This window comes from Crossiella sp. SN42 (assembly GCF_023897065.1).
In the GTDB taxonomy this organism is placed as follows: Bacteria; Actinomycetota; Actinomycetes; order Mycobacteriales; family Pseudonocardiaceae; genus Crossiella.
Genome location: NZ_JAMHIV010000027.1, coordinates 52,552 through 73,185, shown reverse-complemented (window position 1 = coordinate 73,185; position 20,634 = coordinate 52,552). Strand labels below are relative to the sequence as shown.

Genomic DNA, 20,634 nt, shown 5'->3' with positions numbered 1-20,634 from the left:
ACAACACGCAGCGTGGCACTATCACCACAAGTTACTGGCCCGTAGCACCCGTCAGCGGGTCCCCCGAAGTCGTGGGAGGCAGAGTCGTGACGCGTGATTTCACCACCGTGGGAGTCGTCGGTCTGGGCACCATGGGCGCTGGTATCGCGGAGGTGTTCGCGCGCACCGGGCTCAAGGTGATCGCGGTTGAGGTGACCGAGGACGCGCTGGCCCGCGGCCGTGGCCACGTGGAGCACTCCACCGACCGGGCGCTGCGCAGGGGCAAGCTGGACGAGGCGGGCAAGGACGCGCTGTTCGCGCAGATCGAGTTCACCACCTCGCTGCAGGCGCTGGCCGAGGCGGACCTGGTGATCGAGGCGGTGCCGGAGCGGATGGAGCTCAAGGCGCAGGTCTTCGCCGAGCTGGACCGGATCTGCCCGCCGGAGACCATCCTGGCCTCCAACACCTCCTCGCTGTCGGTGACCGAGCTGTCCGTGCACACCTCCCGGCCGGGCAAGGTCGTCGGGATGCACTTCTTCAACCCGGCCCCGGTGCTCAAGCTGGTCGAGGTGGTCCGCACCGTGGTCACCGAGCCGGACGTGGTCGACGACGTGACCGCGCTGGCCGAGCGCCTGGGCAAGGTGCCGGTGGTCATCGGCGACCGCGCGGGCTTCATCGCCAACGCGCTGCTGTTCGGCTACCTCAACCACGCCGTGCGCATGTTCGAGGGCCGCTACGCCACCCGCGAGGACCTGGACGCGGCCATGAAGCTGGGCTGCGGCTACCCGATGGGCCCGCTGGCGCTGCTCGACCTGATCGGGCTGGACACCGCCTACGAGATCCTCGACACGATGTACCACCAGTCCCGCAACCGGCTGCACGCGCCCGCGCCGCTGCTCAAGCAGATGATCACCGCGGGGCTGCTCGGCCGGAAGACCGGACGCGGCTTCTACACCTACGACGCGCCCGACTCGCCCACCGTGGTGGACGCGGTCAACCCCGAGGGCGGCGAGCACGAGCAGGTCCGCGAGGTGCAGCGGGTTGGCGTGGTCGGCACCGGGACCATGGCCACCGGCATCGTGGAGGTCTTCGCCAAGGCCGGGCACGACGTGATCGTGCGGGCCCGCAGCGAGGGCAAGGCCAAGTCCGCGCTGGACGCGCTGCGCCGCTCGCTGGAGAAGGCCGTGCTGCGCGGCAAGCTGTCCGAGGAGGACCGGGACGCCGCGCTGGGCCGGGTGCAGGTGACCACCGACCTCGGCGACCTGGCCGACGCCGACCTGGTGGTCGAGGCCGTCGCCGAGGAGCTCTCGGTGAAGAAGGCCGTCTTCGCCACCCTGGACGAGGTGTGCAAGCCGGGCGCGGTGCTGGCCACCACCACCTCCTCGCTGCCGGTGATCGAGCTGGCCGCGGTCACCAGCCGCCCCGCCGACGTGGTCGGCCTGCACTTCTTCAACCCCGCGCCGGTGATGAAGCTGGTCGAGGTGGTGCACACCATCTCCACCGCGCCCGAGGTGGTGGCCACCGCGCAGGCGGTCTGCCGCAAGCTCGGCAAGCACCCGGTGACCTGCGGCGACCGCGCCGGGTTCATCGTCAACGCGCTGCTGTTCCCCTACCTCAACGACGCGGTGAAGATGCTGGAGGCGCACTACGCCTCCGCCGACGACATCGACAACGCGATGAAGGTCGGCTGTGGCCTGCCGATGGGCCCGTTCGCGCTGCTGGACGTGGTCGGCCTGGACGTGGCCCTGGCCATCCAGCGCGAGCTGTACCTGGAGTTCCGCGAGGCCGGGTTCGCACCGGCTCCGCTGCTGGAACACCTGGTTACCGCAGGTCGGCTGGGCCGCAAGACCGGCAAGGGATTCCGCGACTACACCGCCTGAGCGGGCTCGGTAGCCTCAGGGATCGTGGAGGCCACGATCGAGGAGATGGTCAGCAGGCTGCGCACCGCCGAGTCCTGCGACGAGGAGCTGATCCTGGTCCAGGGCTGGGCGGACGCCGGGCGCATCGACGAGCTGCTGCACCTCGGCGAAGCGCTGTTGGAGGAGGACTCCGCGGCCGCGGCGGCGGTGCGCTGGCGCGTGATCACCGCGCTGGCCGCCCGGCCGGGCGCGTTCAGCGTGGTGGCCGCCCTGCAACTGGCCGGGGACGAGCGGATCCCGGTGCCGGAGAAGCGCAGGGCCGCCGCGCTGCTGGCCGCCGGGCAGCCGCTGGAGAACCTGGACGCCTTCTTCGCCGACGCCGGGCCGAAGGACGAGGTGCTGGCCTGTCTGCTGCAGGAGACGGTGCTGCGGCACGGCGACCTGTCCGCGGTGCCGGAGGCGGTGGCCTTCGCCGAGGCGCTGCACGGCACCCACCCGCTGGGTGAGCTGCCGCTGCGGCTGGCCGAGTTCGAGCACGTCCGCGCGGTCACCGAGCCCTACCGGACCCTGCCGTTGTGGCCGGACCAGGGCGGCGCGGAGCCGACCGCGACGGTCAAGCGGCTGCCCTGGGCGCTGGACGAGGTCGCCCCCGGCACCAGCCATCGCCTGGCCGGGGCCGGTGGCCGGGTGGAGAGCGGACTGTTCCGGCTGAGCGCGCCCTGGCAGCCGGACCTGCTGACCAGCCTGCCGCTGGAGTGCCTGGCCGGGGCGGAGCGCGTGCGGGTGCGCGAGCTGGAGCTGGCCGGGGCCTTCGCCGCGGTGTTCGCGACCACCGCTCAGGAGGGCAGCGGCGCCTACGCCCGGCTGCACACCAGGCAGGCGCTCGCCCGGCTCGCCGATGTCGCGCGGCCGGGCGAGGCGCGCTGCCGGTGGTGGCAGTTCGCGGTGGACGGCCCGTGGTTCTACCGCGAGCCGGGCTCGCTGGGCCTGCTCGCGGTGCGGCCGGACGGCGCGGTGGCCGTGCTGGCCGCGACCGGCGCTGACTAGTTCTGAGTGCGGGTGCGCAGTTCCGCGCCCGTGGTCGTGGAGCTACCGGTGATCGACTGGCCGCTGCTCTGCTGGAAGGTCACGTCGTAGGGCCCAGTGCTGCGCTCCACCCGGACGCCGTTGATCACCACGCCGCTGGTGTCGTTGGCCAGGAACGCGGGCCGCCCGTCGTTCTTGTCGAACTCGACCGTGCTGCCGGTGAACCGGATGTCCTAGGCGTGCCGGAGCCAGAAGCCGAAGGAGGGCCGCACGCCGAAGATCCGCGGCGGGTACTCGGTGCTGTTCTCCGGCGGCACCCGGTTCGCGTCCGAGGCGGGGTGGTTGCCGGGCACGGTCAGCCGGACGTTGGTGAAGCTGACGTTCTCGATCGCCGAGTCGGTGCGGCCGGTGATGGTGCTGGTGTGCTCGGGGCCGCCGGGCACGGTGGTCGGCGAGGTCAGGTTCGTGCCGGAGATGCCGGTGAAGGTGATGTTCCGGATCTTGCCCGCCGGTGGCTTGCCGGGGCAGCGCGAGCGCTTGCCCACGTGCAGGAAGATCGGCGCGGCGGTGCGAGTCAGGGTGATGTTGTTGAAGTGGATGTCCTCGATCACCGAGCCGTCCATGGACACGATGCCCAGCCCTGCCTTGCCCGCGCCGGTGATCTTGAGGTTGCTGAACCGGTGGTCGCGGAAGTCGCCGCAGGTCTCCGAGCCGAACTGGAGCGCGTTGTTCTCGGTGGACTTGATGGTGGAGTCGCGCACCACGTTGTGCCGGCTGACGAAGGTCCGGCCCAGCGCGTAGTCGCTCTTGAACACCACCGCGTCGTCGCTGGCCTCCACCAGGGAGTCGGCGACCTCCACGTTCGAGCTGTTGATGATGTTGATTCCGTCCCGGTCCGCCGAGGTGAGGATTTTGACCCGGCTGAAGCGCATCCGGTCGCAGCCGTTGGCCAGCACCGCGAAGTGCCCGCCCTGGCGCAGGGTGATGCCGGTGAAGGTGACGTTCTGGCAGTACTTCAGTGAGATCGCCTTGTCCGCGACGCCGGCGGCCGGGGTGTTGCTGGTCTCCAGCTTGTTGTCGCCGTCGATCGCGCCGGCGCCGGTGAAGTGCACGTTGGACACGTGCTCGCCCCAGATCAGGGCGTTGCGGAAGTGGCTGTGCCCGAAGTCCTGGTAGTCGTCGAACTCGTTGGGCTCCGGCTTGTCCATGCCGCTGCCGGCCGCGATGATCTTCGACCCGGCGGCCAGGTTGATGGTGATGTCGCTCTTGAGGTGGATGGTCCGGGACAGGTAGGTCCCGGCGGGCACCTCGACCACACCACCGCCCGCGGCGCTGGCCGCGCTGATCGCCTTGTCGATGGCGGGCGAGTCGATGGCCTTGCCGTCGCCCTTGGCGCCGTAGTCGCGGATGTTGAAGGTGGCGCCGGGGGCGGCCAGGACTGGGGTGGCCACGGCCGGCGTGGTGGCGGCCGCGATGCCCAGGACGAGCAGGCGGGAGCGCCAGGTTCGGTTCATGAGCGGGTCTCCTCGATGCGGTTCCACGGGCCCGCGTGGCGGAGCGGGGACTGCTGCGAAGAGGCGGCGGTTTTCAGTTGGGACAGAATGTAAGCGTTTGCAACGCTAGGAGTCGGGCCGGGGGAACGCAAGGGCCAGCCGGAGGAGCCAGGGCGTGGGGGCGAGCCGGAGGCGCCGGGCCGTCCGGGACCAGCCGGAGCAGCCCGGCCGCGCGGACCGGCCCTAGCGCATCGCGCAGGCCGTCAGTGCCCACAGCTGCGGCCCGTACTCGGCGCGGAAGAGCTGGTAGCACTCCATCAGCGTGACCGCGGAGCAGGCCAGGTCCGCGAGCAGGAAACCCGCGTCCGCCTCGGACACCGCGTAGGCCACGCACTCCTCGGCGTCGGCGGGCTCGGCGGCCGCCGGACTGGCCAGGGCCGCGCCCAGGGCCGCCGCGATGATGACCGTTGCCACTGGCTTGCGCATGGGTTCCTCCGACTGGCCGGGTTGTCTCCCTGGTTAGCCGGTCGCGGCGGCGCGGGACAGCCCCGGTCGCCGGTTCGGGTGCGTGGCGCCACCCGGTCAGGTCAGTCCAGCAGCCTGCCCGCCTCGGCCAGCAGCTCGGCCTGCCGCCGCCAGGCGCCACCGGCGAAACCGCAGACGATGTGCTCGGCCCCGGCCTCCCGGTAGGCGGCCAGCTGCTCGGCGGCCTGGGCCGGAGTGCCGGTCAGCGGCACCGACAGCACCTCCGCCACGGGCCGCTGGTAGGCGTGGCTGATCTGCTCGGCGATGCCGTGGCGGTCGGCCAGGCCCGGTTCGTCGCCGAGGGCGGAGACCGCGCCGACCGCGATGGTGGGCAGCGGGCGGTCCCCGGCCAGCTCGGCCAGCCGCGCCCGGCCCGCGCGCACCCGGTCCGGGGACACCAGCGAGGGGAACCAGCCCTGGCCCAGCCGGGCGGCCCGGCGCAGCGCGGGCGGGGAGTCGTTGCCGACCCAGAACGGCGGCACCGGCACCCGCACGGCGAGGTCCAGCTCGGGCGTGCCCGGCTCGTCGGGCAGCGGCACCGCCTCGCCGGAGAGCAGCCTGGGCAGCAGGGTCAGCGCGCGGTCGGTGCGCGGGCCGCGTTCGGCGTAGGGGATGCCGGCCGCGGCCCACTGTGCCTCGCCGCCGCCGGAGCCGATGCCCAGCACCAGCCTGCCGCCGGAGACCTCCTGCAGACTGGCGGCCAGCTTCGCCGCCCAGGCCAGCGGGCGGATCGCGGGCACGAACACGCTGGCCCCGATGCGCACCCTGGTGGTCGCCGCGGCGGCCGCGGCCAGGCCGACGCCGAGGTCCAGGCTGGGCCTGCCGGGGGCCAGGTGGTCGCCCTGCCACACCCCGTCCAGGCCGAGCTCCTCGGCGAAGCGGGCGGCGGCGGGCACGGTCAGCGCCGGGTCGGTGGCGGGGATCGGCGGCAGGATCACGCCGAGGGTGAGCTTCTTCGCGGACGACATGCCGCCAGGCTGGCTGCTCCAGCTAACTGGAGGTCAAGGGCGGATCAGCTGCAGCAGCCGCCACCGCAGCAACCCCCGCCGCCACCGGCGGGCGCGGGCGCGGCGCCACCGCGACCGGTCATCCCGAGCGTGGTCAGCAGTTTCACCGTGTCGGTGTGGCCGTCCGGGCAGGTGGCCGGGTCACTGGACGCGCTCATCGGGCGGGACAGCTCGAAGGTGCCCGCGCACTCGCGGCAGCGGAACTCATAACGCGGCATGCCGCCATTGTGCGGCATCCGGGGTTACCGTTCGGCTGTGCCGACCACAACGGAGTGCGCCTGCCTGATCTGCGAGCCGCCGGATGCCCGCGGCGGCGCGGAGTGGGAGCGCGAGATCGGCACCGTGCGCAGGCACGGCTGGGGCGTGGTGGGCATCCTGGACGGCGCGCGGGAGCCCGGCTGGGCGTTCAGCTACGGCCTCTGGCACTCCTTCCGGCAGCCGGAACTGGCCATGTTCGGGCTCCACGGCGAGGACATGCTGACCGGGGTGAACGAGCTGGCCGACCGGGTGCCCGGCGGTGGCAGGTTGACCGACGGCGCGGAGCTGACCGACGTGCTGGAGGGCCACCCGGTGCGGCTGCGCGCGGCCGATGACAGCTGGCACGACGGACTCTTCGGCATCGCGGTCGGCTTCTACCGGCACCGGACCCCGCCGTTCCTCCAGGTGGTCTGGCCGGACCGGCACGGCCACTGGCCATGGCACCCGGAAGCCGGCGACACCTGCCGTCAGCGCCAGCCCAGCCTGTGGCTGCCGCTGGCCGAGCACCCCGGCGGGCTGTGGCCGCGGATCGCCACCGAGGTCTGACCGCGCTCCGCTGATCCGCCCGGGTTACCGTTTTTCCTCGTGCCCCGCCGTAACCGATCCCAGGGCGCCGATCGTGGCGGCCACCGGCCGCTGGGCGGCGGCCTGGGGGACAACCGCACCGAGTCCGGCCCGGACGGCGACTGGATCGTCCGCTCGGTGCCCGGTTCCCAGACCACCAAGTACTACCGCTGCCCCGGCTGCGACCACGAGATCCGGCCGGGCGTGCCGCACGTGGTGGCCTGGCCTGCGGACGAGCTGGGCTCGGCCTCGGACCGGCGGCACTGGCACAGCGGCTGCTGGGGCGCGCGGTCCCGGCGCGGCCCGACCCGGCGGTGGTCGTGAGCACGCCGATCGGCCCGAACACCGTGCTGCCCGCCGTGCGCGAACCCGTGTCGCTGCGCACCGAGGACGGCCTGACCCTGGTCGGCGAGCTGGCGCTGCCGGTGGACCGGCCGCCGAGGGCCACCCTGGTCTGCCTGCACCCGCTGCCCACGCACGGCGGCATGATGGACTCCCACCTGCTGCGCAAGGCCGCCTGGCGACTGCCCGCGCTGGCCGGGTTCGCGGTGCTCCGGTTCAACACCAGGGGCACCGCCAGCGCGGCCGGGCGCAGTGAGGGCGAGTTCGAGGCGGCCGTGGGCGAAGGGCACGACCTGGCCGCCGCGCTGGCCTTCACCCAGGCCCGCGGCCTGCCCGAGGTGTGGCTGTTCGGCTGGTCCTTCGGCACCGACCTCGCCCTGCTGCACGGCGTGCACCCGGCGGTGCGGGGCGCGGTGCTGGTCGCGCCGCCGCTGCGCTGGAGCACCCCGGCGGCGCTGGCCCGGTGGACGGCGTCCGGGCTGCCGGTGACCTGCCTGGTGCCGGAGCTGGACGACCACCTGCGACCGGCCGAGGCACGGGTCCGGTTCGCGCCGCTGGCCCAGGCCAGGGTGGTGGAGCTGCCCGGGGCGAAGCACCTGCTGGTCGGGCAGGCGGACGTGGTGCTGGATCAGCTGGTCGGCGTGGTCGCGCCGGAGATCCCAACCCCGCTGCCCCGGCAGTGGGCCGGATCGCGGTAGAGCGCCGAGGGGCCCTGGCCGCCGTACTCGGTGGTCCCGGCGAGCACGAAGCCGAGCTTTTCCGCGACCCGGATCGAGGGCAGGTTGTCGAAGTGGGTGACCACGCTGACCGGCAGCTCCGGGTAGGCCCGCGCCGCCAAGTCCACCGCGGCCCTGGCCATCTCCGGCGCGTAGCCCTTGCCCCAGGCCGAGGGCCGGAACCGGTAGGCCAGGTTGAGCGACGGGCGGTCGTCGATCTCGGTCTTGCGCACCCCGCCGTAGCCGAGCAGCTCGCCGGTCTCGGCCAGGCACACCGCCCAGTAGCCGATGCCCTCGCGCGCCCAGTCCTCCAGGAACATCCGGTGCAGCTCGGCCACCCGCTCCGGGGTCTGCGGCTTGCGGTTGAACCGGTTGGTCGCCGGATCCCCTTGCACCGCGGCGAACTCCGCGAAGTCCTCCTCGCGCAGCCGGCGTAGCAGCAGGCGCTCGGTGCGCAGCTGATCAGGCGCTTCGGTCATGTCCGGCACGTTAGACCGACCCACCGACAAGATCGTCCGCCGCGGGCCGGGGCACCACCGCGAGCTCCGGGTGCGCGCGCTCGGCCCAGTTGTGCGCCGCCCGGGACAGCTCGGCCGCCAAGCCCTGGCCGCGCGCCGGGTCCCGGAACCGGTAGGCCAGGTCCAGCGCGGGCGCGCCGTCGATCGTGGTGTGCCGCAGGCCACCGTAGCCGAGCAGCTCACCGGTCTCCGGCGAGCAGATCGCCCAGTACCCAAGGCCGCGCTCGGCCCAGTCCGCCATCGCCTGCGCGTGCGTCCCGGTCGCCTCCGCACCGCCGATCTCCGCGCAGTCGCCCAGGTCGTTCGCCCTGAGCCGGCGCAGCCAGAGCCGTTCGGTGTGCAGCTCCTCGGGCGCGGGCAGCGGCCTGCGGTACTGGGCCATCGGGGATTCGCCCTGGTGGTCGCGGTTCAGGCCGACCCTGACCATGCCCAGCTTCAGCGCGACCCGCTTGGCCGCGGTGTTCTCCGGCCTGGTGGCCACGAAGACCGGGCGCTCCGGCCTCGCCCCGGCGGCCCAGTCGATCGCGGCGCGAGCCATCTCCGGCGCGTAGCCCTTGCCCCAGGCGCTCGGCCGGAACCGGTAGTACAGGTTGAAGCCGTCGGTGTCGCCGACCCGGCGCTGGACGATGCCGCCGAAGCCGATGGTCTCGCCGGTCTCCGACAGGACGATCGCCCAGTAGCCGATGCCGTGCTCGGTCCAGTCCCGCTGCCAGCGTTCCAGGTGCGCGGTGGCCTCGGCGACGCTGGGCGGGGTGGCGTTGTGCTCGTTGGTGGCCGGGTCGCACTGGATCTCCAGCACCGAGGGCAGGTCCGCGTCCGTGACCCGGCGCAGCAGCAGCCGTTCGGTGCGCAGCAGCTCCGGCGGGTCGCTGAGCAGGCTCTCCGGCAGCCGGTCCAGGATCTCCCGCACCGTCTCCGCCGGGGTCTGGCCGGAGGAGTCCAGCCACAGCCCGAGCCGGGGCGTCTGCTCGCGGAAGATCCGGTCCAGCACGTCCACGGTCCACTCGCCGCCGTAGCCGGTCTTGTCCCGCCCGGTCTCCCGCGCGCCGACCGCGGTGGTCTCCGGCGCGAGCACCACCAGGTGCACCAGCGGGGAGCGCACCGCGGCCAGGAAGGTGCGCAGCTCCGCCCCGATGATCACGTCCTCGACCACCGCGGTGAACCCGGTGGCGACGAAGGAGTCGGCCAGCGCCGCGGCCTGCCGGTAGCGCAGCCGCAGCTGGTCCAGCGCGTCCGGACCGGGGTCGGGGCTCATGTCCACCCGCCCGGTGCGCACCATCTCGCGCACCTGGTCGCCCTCGACGAACGCGCCGCGCGGGAAGGACTCGGCCAGCAGTCTGCCCACGGTGGTCTTCCCGGCGGCGGAGATCCCGGTCAGCACGATCAGGCGTGGCGTGGTCACAGCGGGCAGGATAGGAACCCGTGCCCGTCAACGACACTGGATTTGGCCGCCCGCTGGTGCTGCTGCACGCGTTTCCGCTGGACTCGCGCATGTGGGACCCGGTGCGCCGGACCTTGGCCGAACACGCCAGGGTGATCACCCCGGACCAGCGCGGCCTCGGCCGCACCCCGCTCGGCGCGGAACCGCCGGACCTGGACGTGGTCGCCAGGGACGTGCTCGCGCTGCTGGACGAGCTGGGTCTGGACCGGGTCGTGCTGGGTGGCTGCTCGATGGGCGGCTACGTGGCCATGGCGCTGCTGCGGCTGGCGCCGGAGCGGGTGTCCGGGCTGGTGCTGGCCGACACCAAGGCGGTCGCGGACACCCCGGAACAGCGGGCCAACCGGCTGGCCATGGTCGCCCGGATCGAGGCCGAGGGCGTGGACTGGCTGCCGGGCACCGTGGTCGAGGGCCTGCTCGGCCAGTACACGCACGCCGAACGACCCAAGGTGGTCGCCGCGGTGCGCGAGCTGGTCGCGGCCCAGTCCGCCGAGGGGATCAGCTGGGCGCAGCGGGCGATGGCGGCCCGGCCGGACTCCACCGCCACCCTGGCCGCGGTGACCGTGCCGACCCTGGTCATCACCGGCCGGGAGGACGCGCTGATCCCGCCCGCGCTGGCCGCGGCCATGGCCGGACTGGTGCCCTCCTCCCGCCTGGTGCAACTGCCCGGCAGCGGCCACCTGCCGCCGCTGGAGGTGCCCGAGGAGTTCAGCGCGGCGGTGCTGGAGTTCCTGCGCGCGAGCGGATGAGCGCGGCCCCGGTGTCGTAGAGGGAGATCAGCAGCGGCCGCAGCGCCAGCCCCGCCTCGGTGAGCCGGTAGCTGACCCGGGGCGGGAAGGCGTTGACCTGCTCGCGGTGCGCCAGGCCGCGGGCGGTCAGCTCGTGCAGCCGCTCGGTGAGGATCTTGGCGCTGAGCGTGGGCAGCGCGGCCCGCAGCTCGGAGAAGCCGCGCGGACCGTGCATCAGCTCGCGCAGCACCAGCGTCGTCCACCGCCCGGCGATCGCGGCCAGGGCCACCTCGACCGGGCAGTCCGGCTCCGGCCGGTCGGTGCGGCCCCGCTCGTCCGGGACCAGTTCGGCGTCCCAGCCGGGGGTTTCCGTTTGGTGACCCACGTCGCGGGGCTCTTGGGTGTCGGCATGGACCACAACACCAGTGTGCGGCTGACCACCGATCCCGGCCAGCACCCGCACGTCTTCGCCGCCGCCTTCAACACCGGCGACCCGGCCGCCGTGGAACAGGTCTACGAGCCCGGCGGCCTGCTCGCTCCCCAGCCCGGCAACCCGGTCACCGGCCAGGACCGCCTGGCCGCCAACGCCCGGCTGCAAGCCCTCGGCCATCCCATCGAGGTCCGGCCCCGGCACACCTACGTCGTCGACGACCTGGCACTGCTGATCGTCGACTGGGAGATCCGCGGGGCCGGCATCAGCGGCACGGCCACCGATGTGGCGCGGCGCGGGCCGGACGGGTGGTGGCGATACGTGATCGACAACCCGCACGGCTGCGCCTGACCTCTGCGCTGTGCCTGACCTCTAGTCAGCGGCGGGGCGGGTTCTGCGGGCCGGAGGGCTTGCGCAGCTGCTTGGTCGGACCGTCCAGATCGGACTGGGGCTGGGCCGGGGGCTTCTTCAGCGCGGTGGTCGGCGGATCGAGGTTCGGCCGCTGTCCCGCGGGCTGCCGCTGCGGATGCGGCGCCTGCGGGCCCCGCCGGGCGGGCGGCTGCTGCGGCTGGGAGGCGGGGTTCTGCGCCTGGACGTTCGGGGTCCGCTTGGCCGGGTTGCCCTTGGGCGGCTGGATCGCGGTGGTGCGGGCCGGGTCGGCGGGAGCCTGCGGCGAGCCGGGCTGGCCGCCCTGCGCCGGATTGTTCTGGGCCGGACCGTTCTGGGCCGGATTGTGCTGCGCCGGACCGTTCTGGGCCGGGCGGCCCTGGCTCGCGTTCTGCGGCGCGGGCTGGCGCTGACCCTGGGCCGGTGCGTGCTGCGGGCGAGCGCCCGGCGCGACTCCGGCGGGGGAGACCGGTGGCTGGCCCTGCGGACCGGCGGGCTGGTTGCCCTGCGCGACGGGCTGCTTGCCCTGGACGGCGGGCTGGTTGCCCTGGGCGGGCTGGTTGCCCTGGGCGGGCTGGCCGCCCTGCGCGACCGGCTGCCTGACCGCGGTGGTCGGCTGGTTGCCGGGCGCGGGCTGGTTCGCCGGGGCCGCTGGCTGGCTGCCCGGTGCGGCGTTGCCCGGGGCGGCCTGGTTCGCCGGGGTGGCGGTGGGCTGGGCCTGCGGCTTCGGGGTCTCCGGCTGGTCCTCGGCGGGCGTCTCCGCCTTCGGCTCGGGCTTGGCCTCGGCCTTCGGCTTGGGCTCCGGCTCGGGGAGCACCGGCTGGTCCAGGATCAGGTTCTCGTCGTCGCCCTCGGCCAGCAGCGGGGTGGCGTCCACGAACAGGCCGTGGATGGCCTCCATCTCCGAGTGCATGGCCTTCAGCTCGGCCTGCATCGTGGTCAGCTGCCCGGTCACCCGGCCGCGCAGCGCGCGCAGCAGCTCGACCCGCTTGGTCGCGTACTCGACCCGCCTGGTCGACTCCCTGGTCGCCGTGGTCAGGCGCTCCTCGGCCTCCTCGGTGGCCTCGCGGAGCAGGCGCTCGGCCTTCTCCGTGGCCTCGCGGACCATGGTGGTGGACTCCTCAAGGGCGTCCGCCCTGCGCTTGGCGGCTTCCTCGGTGGCCTCGCGGACCATCGTGGTGGACTGCTCCAGCGCGTCGGCGCGGCGCTTCTCCGCCTCGTCGGTGGCGTCCTTGACCAGCTTCTCCGCCTCGGCCTTGGCCTCGGCGCGCCGCTTGGCTGCCTCCTCGGTGGCTTCGCGGACCATGGTGGTGGACTGCTCGAGGGCGTCGGCGCGGCGCTTCTCGGCCTCGGCCGTGGCCTCGGCGACCCGCTTGTTCGCCTCGTCGGTGGCCTCGCGGACCATCCGCTCGGCCTCGGCCTTGGCATCGGCCCTGCGCTTGGCGGCTTCCTCGGTGGCCTCGCGGACCATCGTGGTGGACTGCTCCAGCGCGTCCGCCCTGCGCTTCTCCGCCTCGGCGGTGGCCTCGCGGACCATGGTGGTCGACTCGTTGATCGCGTCGTTGCGGCGCTTGGTGGCTTCCTCGGTCGCCTCGAACAACCGGCGGTTGGCCTCCGCGGTCGCCTCGGTGAGCCGCTTGGTGGCCTCCTCGGTGGCCTCCCGCACCCGGCGCTCGGCCTCGGCCTTGCTCTTGGCCTCCTGCTCGGCCAGCCCGCGCATCGACTCGGTGCGGCGGGAGGACATCGCGATCTCGAAGTCCTCCTCCACCTTGGTGCGCACCGCGAGCGAGTCGGCGTCCAGCTTGGCGATCTTGGCCTCGGCCTCGGCGACCATCCGCTCGGCCTCGGCGCGCGCGTCGGCCAGCACCTTCTGGTGCTCGGCCTCCATCTGCACCCGGCGCGCGTCCAGCTCGGCGATCAGCTGCTCGTACCTGCGGCGGAGCCCGGCGGCGGCCTTCTCGGCGTCGGCCTGGGTCCTGGCCGCCTCCTCCTCGGCGCGGGCGCGGGTCTCGTGCGCCTCGTCCTGGGCCAGCTTGAGCATCCGCTGGAGGCGCTCGCTCAGGCCCTCCAGGGTGGTCGGCGGCTTGGACAGCCGGTCGACCGAGCCCTTGAGGTCCTCGACCTCCATGCGCTTGGCCTCGAGCTGCCGCGCCAAGTCCGCGGCCTGGGAGACCGCGGCGTCCCGATCAGCAGCCAGGATGCGGAGATCGGCGTCCAGCCGCTCCAGGTGTTCCTCCACCTGTCCGCGGTCGTATCCGCGGCGCACCGTGTCGAAGCCGGAACCGAGTGGCACAAGCTCACCGTTGCCAAGACCCATGGCCTCACGCTACCCGCACCGCGTGGCGGGTGGTCGCCGTGCCACCCGCTACGCAGTAGGCCATCCGTGGGAAAACGCGAAACTTCCGTCACACGCCCCGGAATCGGTTGATCGCATCCTCATGTGCCGCACGGAATTCGGCGTCGTGCACACCCAGGCCCGGCTCCGGTGCGAGACACAACACACCAACCTTTCCCTGGTGTGCGTTCTGGTGCACGTCCCAGGCCGCCTGACCCGTCTCTGCCAGCGAGTACACATTGGACAGTGTCGGGTGGATCTTGCCCTTGGCGATCAACCGGTTGGCCTCCCAGGCCTCCCGGTAGTTGGCGAAGTGCGAGCCGATGATCCGCTTGAGGTTCATCCACAGGTAGCGGTTGTCGTAGCTGTGCATGAACCCGCTGGTGGACGCGCAGGTGACGATGGTGCCGCCCTTGCGGGCCACGTAGACGCTGGCGCCGAAGGTCTCCTTGCCGGGGTGCTCGAACACGATGTCCGGGTCGTCGCCACCGGTCAGCTCGCGGATCTTGGCGCCGAAGCGCTTCCACTCCCTGGGGTCCTGCTCGTGCTCGTCCTTCCAGAACTTGTAGCCCTCGGCCGACCGGTCGATGATCAGCTCCGCGCCCATCTTGCGGCAGATCTCCGCCTTCTCCGGGCTGGAGACCACGCACACCGGGATGGCGCCGCCGTTGAGCGCGAACTGGGTGGCGTAGGAGCCGAGACCGCCGGAGGCGCCCCAGATCAGCACCGTGTCGCCCTGCTTCATGCCGGCGCCGTTGCGGGAGACCAGCTGGCGGTAGGCGGTGGAGTTGACCAGTCCGGGACTGGCCGCCTCCTCCCAGCTCAGGTGCCGTGGCTTGGGCATCAGCTGGTTGGTCTTGACCAGGGCCAGCTCGGCCAGGCCGCCGAAGTTGGTCTCGAAGCCCCAGATCCGCTGCTCCGGGTCCATCATGGTGTCGCCGTGGCCGTCCGGGCTCTCCAGCTCGACGCTCAGACAGTGCGCGACCACCTCGTCGCCGGGCTTCCAGTTGTTCACCCCGGCCCCGGTGCGCAGCACCACGCCGGCCAGGTCGGAGCCGACCACGTGGTAGGGCAGGTCGTGCCGGGAGGCCAGCGGCGAGGTGCGGCCGTAGCGCTTGAGGAAGCCGAAGGTGGACACCGGCTCGAAGATCGAGGTCCACACGGTGTTGTAGTTGATCGCGCTGGCCATCACCGCGACCAGCGCCTCACCGGGGCCGAGCTCGGGGGTGGCCACCTCGTCCAGGTGCAGCGAGCGGCGCGGGTCCTTCTCCTTGTGCGGCACGCCCTCGAACATGTCGACCTCGTCGGCACGCACGGTCACGCCCCGGTACGACTCCGGCACCGGGAGTCCGGCGAGCGCCTCGTACTCGCCAGCCAGGATCGCGTCGAGGATCTTCTGCACGGGGGACCTCCGTGGGTGTTTTGTGTGCCATCGGCGCAGTTCGGGGGAGGTTACTCACCAGTAAACGATCCAGAGACCCAGTTGTGAGCCACTGCACGGACAGGTTCGTCCGATCGTGACCCGGGGAACGCGCGGGATTCTTGACCGGGCGGCCAATCAAGGAGGACTCTGGGGCTTAGGGAAACCCTTTTCGGCCGTCAATGGAGGTGGTCGTGATGGAGAAGCCGTGGAGCCGCTGGCAGGACTGGGCCGTCGTGGTGATGGGCGTGGTCGTGCTGCTCAGCCCGATGTGGGTGGAGACCTCGGAACGCTCGATGTGGACGATGGTCCTGCTGGGCGCGCTGCTGGGGATCTCGGCGCTGTGGTCGCTCGCCCAGCCCGGATCGGTGGCCAGCGAGTACGTGCACATCGGCCTCGGCGCGCTGCTGTTCCTGGCGCCGTGGGTGATGGGCTACAGCGCCGACATGATGGGCGCGGCCTGGACCTCGTGGATCGTCGGCGTGCTGGCGATCCTGGCGGGCGCGGCCGCGCTGCCCGCGGCGAACACCGCGCACGGGTTCGCCGGTTCGCACTGACCTCGACCGGGCAGGGGGCCGTCTCGCTCCAGCGGCGAGGCGGCCCTTGCCTTGTGCCACAACGAAAGGGAAGAGCGCTGTCCGCCAAAGACCGGATCCTGGCCGCCGCGGAGACCCTGTTCGCCGAGTCCGGCTTCGACGCCACGCCCACGTCCAAGATCGCTGAGGCGGCCGGCGTGCCCAAGGCGCTGGTGCACTACTACTTCCGCCGCAAACCGGACCTGCTGGCCGCGCTGGTCGAGCGCCTGCCCGAGCATCCGGTTGACCTGGAAACCGTTGTCACGCCGGGAGATGTGGCCGCCAGCCTGCGCGCGCTGGTGGCCGAGCTGGACGCCCACCACGACGACTCCACCCTGCTGAGCCACCTGCTGTGGCGGGAGGCCGACACCCACCCCGCGGTGCGCGATGCCCTGCACGCCCGGTTCGGGCGCACCGAGGGGCACGCCAGGGCGGTGATCACCGCGGCCCGGCCGGACTGCCCCGCGGCGGCGGCGGAGGCGGCGGCCACCCTGGTCGCGCTGGCCGTGGGCTACCGGCACGCGGTGGCCCGGCACCACCCGGACTGGCCCGCCGCCCAGGCGGACCGGCTGGCCGCGGAGGTCGAGCTGATCGCCCGCGCGATCAACACCTTTGATCCACTTGTCAAGTAGGACTTAACAACCCCAAAACCGCCTGGCTCGTCACTTTGCGTACGGCTATCAATGGAGTCGTGTCCTTCCGTCATCCGATCAGGTGAATACGGACACGAACTGGGGCTGAGTTCTGCATGACACGCACAACACGATTCTTCTTGCGAGGTAAGAGAAAGGGGGCGTTGCTGCTGGCAGGCGTGCTGGCAGCTGGTGTGATCGGACCGAGCGCCCTCGCCGAACCAGCGGTGGCGCGGAACACCACCACGTTCCAGATCGCCGGGCTGACCGCGCCGGTGCGCACGGTGCTGGACAAGTGGGGCGTGCCGCACATCTACGCCACCAACACCGCCGACGTGTACCTGGGCCAGGGCTTCAACGCCGCCAGGGACCGCCTCTTCCAGCTCGACCTGTGGCGCCGCCGCGGGCTGGGCACGCTCTCCGAGGCGCTCGGCGGGGTCTACGCCGACCTGGACAAGGGCGCCCGCGCGATGCTCTACCGGGGTGACCTGGCCAAGGAGTGGGCCGCCTACCCGCCGCAGGCGAAGGAGGTGGCCACCAAGTTCGTCGCGGGCGTCAACGGCTACATCGAGTGGCTGGAACGCCACCCGGAGTCGCTGCCCGAGGAGTTCAAGGTGCTCGGCCACCGCCCCGCGCGGTGGCAGCCGGAGGACGTGGTGCGCATCCGGCACCACGCGCTGGTGACCAACGCCTACTACGAGGCACTGCGGGCGCTGACCACCTGCGCGGCCGGTCCGGAAGCGGACGCGATCCGGCAGAACCTGGAGCCCAAGCACGCCGTCACGGTCCCCCAGGGCCTGGACACCTGCGCGCTGGCCCAGGTGGTCGAACCGCTGCTGACCGCCTACGGCAACGCGGTGCTGCCGGTGACCTTCGACGCGGGCACCGGCAAGATCAGCACCACCCAGAAGCCGCCGGCCCAGGGCAGCAACAACTGGGCCATCTCCGCGGCGAAGTCGGCCACCGGGCGACCGGTGCTCGCCGATGACCCGCACCGGCTGATGAGCCTGCCCGCCTCGCGGTACCTGGCGCACCTGTCCGCGCCGGGGCTGGACATCATCGGCGCAGGTGAGCCGATGATCCCGGGGCTCTCCCTCGGCCACAACGGGACCTCGGCCTTCGGGCTGACCATGTTCCCGGCCGACCAGGAGGACCTCTACGTCTACGAGCTCGACCCGGCCGACCACAGCCGGTACAAGTACGGCAACGGGTACGAGGCCTTCCGCACGGTGACGGAGAAGCTGGCGGTCAAGGGCGAACAGCCCCGTGACCTCACGACCTCCTTCAGCAGGCACGGGCCGATCCTGTTCGTGGACGCGCAGCGCCACCTGGCCTACGGGTTGCGCAGCGTGTGGCTGGAGCCGGGCACCTCGCCGTACTTCGCCGCCCTGGGCTACCAGAACGCGAAGACCGCGGAGCAGTTCGGCGAGGCGCTGAAGAAGTGGCGCGCGCCCGGCGCGAACCACGTCTACGCCAACACGGCTGGTCAGATCGGCTGGCTGCCCGGCGCGCTGGTGCCCAAGCGGCCCAAGCACGACGGTCTGCTGCCGGTGCCCGGTGACGGGCGCTACGAGTGGAACGGCTTCTACTCCGGCGACGACCTGCCGCGCACGATCAACCCGGCCAGCGGCTGGGTGGCCACCGGCAACGAGATGAACGTGCCTGCCTCGCACCAGAACCTGGGGCTGGGCTACGACTCCTGGTCGGATCCGTACCGCTACCAGCGGATCGCGGAGGTGCTCAACAGCAAGGCCAAGCTGTCCTTCGAGGACTCGCTGAAGCTGCAGAACGACTTCCTGTCCATCCCGGCACGCAAGATCACCGGGGTGCTGAAGTCGCTGAGCAGCGAGGACCCGAAGGTCAAGGCCTCGCTGGCGCTGCTGACCGGCTGGAACCACGTGGCCGGTCCGGAGTCGGCCGCGGCCGCGCTGTACGAGCCGTGGTTCACCAAGCACCTCGGCCCGAAGTTCATCCAGGCGGTGCTGCCGGGCGTGGACTTCATCCAGCGGCCGGACACCCAGGTGCTGATCGACGCGCTGGAGCACCCGGAGAACTACTTCGGCGCGGACGGCAAGGCCAAGCGGGACAAGCTGCTGATCGACACCCTGGTCAGCGCACGGGCCGAGGTCGAGAAGCTGCTCGGCGCGGACCAGGCGAGCTGGCAGTGGGGCAAGCTGCAGCACACCAAGTTCGAGAACCCGGTCTCGCCGCTGGTGGACGAGGCCACGCGCAAGCGGCTCAACGTCGGGCCGTTCCCGCGCGGCGGGGCCTCGGACACGGTGAACAACTCCGAGTACGAGTCGGCCGACTTCCGGCACATCGGCGGCGCCTCGCTGCGAGTCGTCATCGACGTGGGCAACTGGGACGGCTCGAAGGCGGTCAACGCGCCGGGCCAGTCCGGCAACCCGGCTGACCCGCACTACAAGGACCTGGCCGAGACCTGGCGGAAGGGCGAGTACTTCCCGCTGGTCTACAGCAAGGTCGCGGTGGAGCGCAACGCCGAGCGGTACCTGATCCTGGTGCCGAAGTCCTCCTGAGTGATGGTGGCGTTCCCGGTGCCTGCCGGGAACGCCACGCCCAGGTCAGTGGCCGTGCTCGGCCGGTTGCACCAGCTCGACCAGCACGCCGCCGGCGTCCTTGGGGTGGATGAAGTTGACCCGGCTGTTCGAGGTGCCCCGCTTGGGCTCCTCGAACAGCACCCGCAGGCCCTTGGCCTTGATCGCCGCGCAGGCCGCGTCGATGTCGCTGACCCGGTAGGCCAGCTGCTGCAGGCCGGGGCCGCTGCGGCCGATGAACTTGGCGATGGTCGAGTCCGGCCGGGACGGCGCGAGCAGCTGGATCTGGGTCGCGCCGGAGACGTCGCCGGGCGCGCGCAGCATGGCCTCGCGCACCCCCTGCTCGTCATTGGTCTCCTCGTGCGCGACCTCCAGGCCGAAGGTCTCCCGGTGGAAGGCGATGGCCTCGTCCAGGTCGGGCACCGCGATGCCGACGTGGTCGATGGCGGTGACGAAGCTCTGGAGTTCTTCCTGCATAGGGGCAGACTAGTAACGGAGCGACCGGGATACGGGCACTTTCTGTGTGCGTCCTCACAAGGCCGGTTCCCGCATACCCCCGGTATGGTCCAAGAAACTCCCAACAGACCAATTCCCACCCGCAGTGTCGCTGGAGGCAGCCGTGTCTGGTTCGGTCATCGTCGCCGGAGCCCGTACCCCCATGGGACGGCTGCTCGGCTCGCTCAAGGACTTCTCCGGCGCCCAGCTCGGCGGGGTGGCCATCAAGGCCGCGCTGGAGCGGGCCGGGGTCGCGCCGGAGGCCGTGCAGTACGTGATCATGGGCCAGGTGCTCACCGCGGGCGCGGGGCAGATGCCCGCGCGGCAGGCCGCGGTGGCCGCGGGCATCCCGATGAGCGTGCCCTCGCTGACCATCAACAAGGTCTGCCTCTCCGGCCTGGACGCGATCGCGCTGGCCGACCAGCTGATCCGCGCCGGTGAGTTCGACATCGTGGTGGCCGGTGGCCAGGAGTCGATGACCCAGGCCCCGCACCTGCTGCCGAAGTCCCGCTCCGGCTTCAAGTACGGCGATGTGACGCTGACCGACCACATGGCGCACGACGGCCTGTTCTGCGCCTTCGACCAGGTCGCCATGGGCGCCTCCACGGAGAAGTACAACGCCCGCTACGGCCTGACCCGCGCCGAGCAGGACGCCTTCGCCGCCCGCTCGCACCAGCGCGCCGCCGCGGCCGCGGCCAACGGGATCTTCGAGCAGGAGATCGCGCCGGTGGCCATCCCGCAGCGCAAGGGCGACCCGGTGCTGTTCAGCACGGACGAGGGCGTGCGCGCGGACACCACCGTGGACACCCTGGGCAAGCTGCGCCCGGCCTTCGCCTCCGACGGCACCATCACCGCGGGCTCGGCCTCGCAGATCTCCGACGGCGCGGCCGCGGTCGTGGTGATGAGCAAGGCCAAGGCCGAAGAGCTGGGCCTGACCTGGCTGGCCGAGATCGGCGCGCACGGCGTGGTCGCCGGTCCCGACGCCAGCCTGCACGAACAGCCCTCGAACGCGATCAAGGCGGCCTGCGCCAAGGAGGGCATCGACCCCTCGGCGCTGGACCTGATCGAGATCAACGAGGCCTTCGCCGCGGTCGGCGTGGTCTCCGCCCGCCAGCTCGGCCTGGACGAGGCCGCGGCGGATGCCAAGGTCAACGTCAACGGTGGCGCGATCGCACTCGGCCACCCGATCGGCATGTCCGGCGCCCGCGTGGTGCTGCACCTGGCGCTGGAGCTCCAGCGGCGCGGTGGCGGCGTCGGCGCGGCCGCGCTGTGCGGCGGCGGCGGCCAGGGCGACGCGCTGGTGATCCGGGTACCGTCCGTGTAATGGTCGTCCCTGGCAAGCAGGACTCCGT

22 protein-coding genes are annotated in these 20,634 nt (G+C 72.2%); 11 read left to right on the top strand and 11 right to left on the bottom strand.

The genetic code is table 11. The annotated features are described in order from the left end of the window. The first annotated feature begins 86 nt into the window (after window positions 1-86). Both M8C13_RS29780 and M8C13_RS29775 read left to right on the top strand, forming a co-directional pair. On the top strand, window positions 87-1,859 hold the full coding sequence (locus tag M8C13_RS29780) for a 3-hydroxyacyl-CoA dehydrogenase family protein (protein WP_252484049.1): 1,773 nt from the start codon (window positions 87-89) through the stop codon (window positions 1,857-1,859). Window positions 1,860-1,883: 24 nt separating this feature from the next. Further along, complete coding sequence (locus M8C13_RS29775) at window positions 1,884-2,885, top strand: DUF6183 family protein (protein ID WP_252484048.1); 1,002 nt, start codon at window positions 1,884-1,886, stop codon at window positions 2,883-2,885. On the opposite strand, the gene M8C13_RS44755 is transcribed toward M8C13_RS29775, so the two are convergent. The 5 genes from M8C13_RS44755 to M8C13_RS29755 form a co-directional block, all read right to left on the bottom strand. Next, the gene (locus M8C13_RS44755) at window positions 2,882-3,016 is read right to left on the bottom strand and encodes a hypothetical protein (RefSeq protein ID WP_256509930.1); all 135 of its coding nucleotides are present in this window, start codon (window positions 3,014-3,016) and stop codon (window positions 2,882-2,884) included. The genes M8C13_RS29775 and M8C13_RS44755 overlap by 4 nt on opposite strands. Before the next feature lie 81 nt (window positions 3,017-3,097). Further along, window positions 3,098-4,378 carry a glycoside hydrolase family 28 protein gene (locus M8C13_RS29770; protein WP_252484047.1) on the bottom strand — a complete coding sequence of 427 codons (1,281 nt, stop codon included), beginning with the start codon at window positions 4,376-4,378 and terminating at the stop codon, window positions 3,098-3,100. 222 nt (window positions 4,379-4,600) lie between these two features. After that, window positions 4,601-4,843 (bottom strand): hypothetical protein, encoded by a 243-nt coding sequence (locus M8C13_RS29765; RefSeq protein WP_252484046.1) that lies wholly within the window; start codon window positions 4,841-4,843, stop codon window positions 4,601-4,603. Window positions 4,844-4,944: 101 nt separating this feature from the next. Next, on the bottom strand, window positions 4,945-5,850 hold the full coding sequence (locus M8C13_RS29760) for an LLM class flavin-dependent oxidoreductase (RefSeq protein WP_252484045.1): 906 nt from the start codon (window positions 5,848-5,850) through the stop codon (window positions 4,945-4,947). A 44-nt stretch (window positions 5,851-5,894) separates the two neighbouring features. Beyond that, window positions 5,895-6,107 (bottom strand): zinc ribbon domain-containing protein, encoded by a 213-nt coding sequence (locus M8C13_RS29755; RefSeq protein ID WP_252484044.1) that lies wholly within the window; start codon window positions 6,105-6,107, stop codon window positions 5,895-5,897. Between the two features lie 37 nt (window positions 6,108-6,144). Between M8C13_RS29755 and M8C13_RS29750 the strand changes: the two genes are divergently transcribed. From M8C13_RS29750 to M8C13_RS29740, 3 genes are read left to right on the top strand one after another with little or no spacing between them, the layout of a single operon-like run. Beyond that, window positions 6,145-6,693, top strand: a complete 549-nt coding sequence (locus M8C13_RS29750; RefSeq protein WP_252484043.1) for a DUF4262 domain-containing protein — start codon at window positions 6,145-6,147, stop codon at window positions 6,691-6,693. Between the two features lie 39 nt (window positions 6,694-6,732). Beyond that, window positions 6,733-7,035 carry a hypothetical protein gene (locus tag M8C13_RS29745; RefSeq protein WP_374213197.1) on the top strand — a complete coding sequence of 101 codons (303 nt, stop codon included), beginning with the start codon at window positions 6,733-6,735 and terminating at the stop codon, window positions 7,033-7,035. Beyond that, window positions 7,032-7,751: an alpha/beta hydrolase gene (locus M8C13_RS29740; protein WP_252484042.1), complete on the top strand. Its 720-nt coding sequence runs from the start codon at window positions 7,032-7,034 to the stop codon at window positions 7,749-7,751. The genes M8C13_RS29745 and M8C13_RS29740 overlap by 4 nt, the downstream gene beginning before the upstream one ends. Here M8C13_RS29740 and M8C13_RS29735 read toward each other — a convergent pair. Continuing rightward, entirely contained in the window at window positions 7,682-8,248 is a 567-nt protein-coding gene (locus M8C13_RS29735) for a GNAT family N-acetyltransferase (protein ID WP_252484041.1), read from the bottom strand. The genes M8C13_RS29740 and M8C13_RS29735 overlap by 70 nt on opposite strands. A gap of 10 nt (window positions 8,249-8,258) precedes the next feature. Next, the gene (locus tag M8C13_RS29730; RefSeq protein WP_252484040.1) at window positions 8,259-9,689 is read right to left on the bottom strand and encodes a GNAT family N-acetyltransferase; all 1,431 of its coding nucleotides are present in this window, start codon (window positions 9,687-9,689) and stop codon (window positions 8,259-8,261) included. 20 nt (window positions 9,690-9,709) lie between these two features. Here M8C13_RS29730 and M8C13_RS29725 point away from each other — a divergent pair, with 20 nt between their 5' ends. Continuing rightward, complete coding sequence (locus M8C13_RS29725) at window positions 9,710-10,474, top strand: alpha/beta fold hydrolase (RefSeq protein WP_252484039.1); 765 nt, start codon at window positions 9,710-9,712, stop codon at window positions 10,472-10,474. On the opposite strand, the gene M8C13_RS29720 is transcribed toward M8C13_RS29725, so the two are convergent. After that, on the bottom strand, window positions 10,434-10,838 hold the full coding sequence (locus M8C13_RS29720; protein WP_252484038.1) for a helix-turn-helix domain-containing protein: 405 nt from the start codon (window positions 10,836-10,838) through the stop codon (window positions 10,434-10,436). The genes M8C13_RS29725 and M8C13_RS29720 overlap by 41 nt on opposite strands. Window positions 10,839-10,862: 24 nt before the next feature. On the opposite strand from M8C13_RS29720, the gene M8C13_RS29715 reads away from it, so the two are divergent. Next, the gene (locus tag M8C13_RS29715) at window positions 10,863-11,234 is read left to right on the top strand and encodes a DUF4440 domain-containing protein (protein WP_252484037.1); all 372 of its coding nucleotides are present in this window, start codon (window positions 10,863-10,865) and stop codon (window positions 11,232-11,234) included. 25 nt (window positions 11,235-11,259) lie between these two features. On the opposite strand, the gene M8C13_RS45580 is transcribed toward M8C13_RS29715, so the two are convergent. Both M8C13_RS45580 and ccrA read right to left on the bottom strand, forming a co-directional pair. After that, complete coding sequence (locus M8C13_RS45580; protein WP_308202875.1) at window positions 11,260-13,587, bottom strand: M protein; 2,328 nt, start codon at window positions 13,585-13,587, stop codon at window positions 11,260-11,262. Window positions 13,588-13,675: 88 nt separating this feature from the next. Further along, entirely contained in the window at window positions 13,676-15,007 is a 1,332-nt protein-coding gene (gene ccrA / locus M8C13_RS29705) for a crotonyl-CoA carboxylase/reductase (protein ID WP_252484036.1), read from the bottom strand. 215 nt (window positions 15,008-15,222) lie between these two features. Between ccrA and M8C13_RS29700 the strand changes: the two genes are divergently transcribed. From M8C13_RS29700 to M8C13_RS29690, 3 genes are all read left to right on the top strand, one after another. Then, window positions 15,223-15,582 carry an SPW repeat protein gene (locus tag M8C13_RS29700; RefSeq protein WP_252484035.1) on the top strand — a complete coding sequence of 120 codons (360 nt, stop codon included), beginning with the start codon at window positions 15,223-15,225 and terminating at the stop codon, window positions 15,580-15,582. Between the two features lie 53 nt (window positions 15,583-15,635). After that, on the top strand, window positions 15,636-16,232 hold the full coding sequence (locus M8C13_RS29695) for a TetR/AcrR family transcriptional regulator (RefSeq protein WP_252484034.1): 597 nt from the start codon (window positions 15,636-15,638) through the stop codon (window positions 16,230-16,232). Window positions 16,233-16,372: 140 nt separating this feature from the next. After that, window positions 16,373-18,769: a penicillin acylase family protein gene (locus M8C13_RS29690; RefSeq protein ID WP_252484033.1), complete on the top strand. Its 2,397-nt coding sequence runs from the start codon at window positions 16,373-16,375 to the stop codon at window positions 18,767-18,769. Between the two features lie 45 nt (window positions 18,770-18,814). Here M8C13_RS29690 and mce read toward each other — a convergent pair whose 3' ends face one another. Then, entirely contained in the window at window positions 18,815-19,264 is a 450-nt protein-coding gene (mce, locus tag M8C13_RS29685) for a methylmalonyl-CoA epimerase (RefSeq protein WP_252484032.1), read from the bottom strand. Window positions 19,265-19,406: 142 nt separating this feature from the next. On the opposite strand from mce, the gene M8C13_RS29680 reads away from it, so the two are divergent. Next, on the top strand, window positions 19,407-20,606 hold the full coding sequence (locus tag M8C13_RS29680) for an acetyl-CoA C-acetyltransferase (protein ID WP_252484031.1): 1,200 nt from the start codon (window positions 19,407-19,409) through the stop codon (window positions 20,604-20,606). Window positions 20,607-20,634 lie beyond the last annotated feature (28 nt).

Coding starts and splice junctions, on each gene's coding strand:
- M8C13_RS29735 (WP_252484041.1), bottom strand. CDS start 8,248: ATGACCGAAGCGCCTGATCAGCTGCGCACCGAGCGCCTGCTGCTACGC.
- M8C13_RS29765 (WP_252484046.1), bottom strand. CDS start 4,843: ATGCGCAAGCCAGTGGCAACGGTCATCATCGCGGCGGCCCTGGGCGCG.
- M8C13_RS29700 (WP_252484035.1), top strand. CDS start 15,223: ATGGAGAAGCCGTGGAGCCGCTGGCAGGACTGGGCCGTCGTGGTGATG.
- M8C13_RS29760 (WP_252484045.1), bottom strand. CDS start 5,850: ATGTCGTCCGCGAAGAAGCTCACCCTCGGCGTGATCCTGCCGCCGATC.
- M8C13_RS29715 (WP_252484037.1), top strand. CDS start 10,863: ATGGACCACAACACCAGTGTGCGGCTGACCACCGATCCCGGCCAGCAC.
- M8C13_RS29770 (WP_252484047.1), bottom strand. CDS start 4,378: ATGAACCGAACCTGGCGCTCCCGCCTGCTCGTCCTGGGCATCGCGGCC.
- M8C13_RS45580 (WP_308202875.1), bottom strand. CDS start 13,587: ATGGGTCTTGGCAACGGTGAGCTTGTGCCACTCGGTTCCGGCTTCGAC.
- M8C13_RS29755 (WP_252484044.1), bottom strand. CDS start 6,107: ATGCCGCGTTATGAGTTCCGCTGCCGCGAGTGCGCGGGCACCTTCGAG.
- mce (WP_252484032.1), bottom strand. CDS start 19,264: ATGCAGGAAGAACTCCAGAGCTTCGTCACCGCCATCGACCACGTCGGC.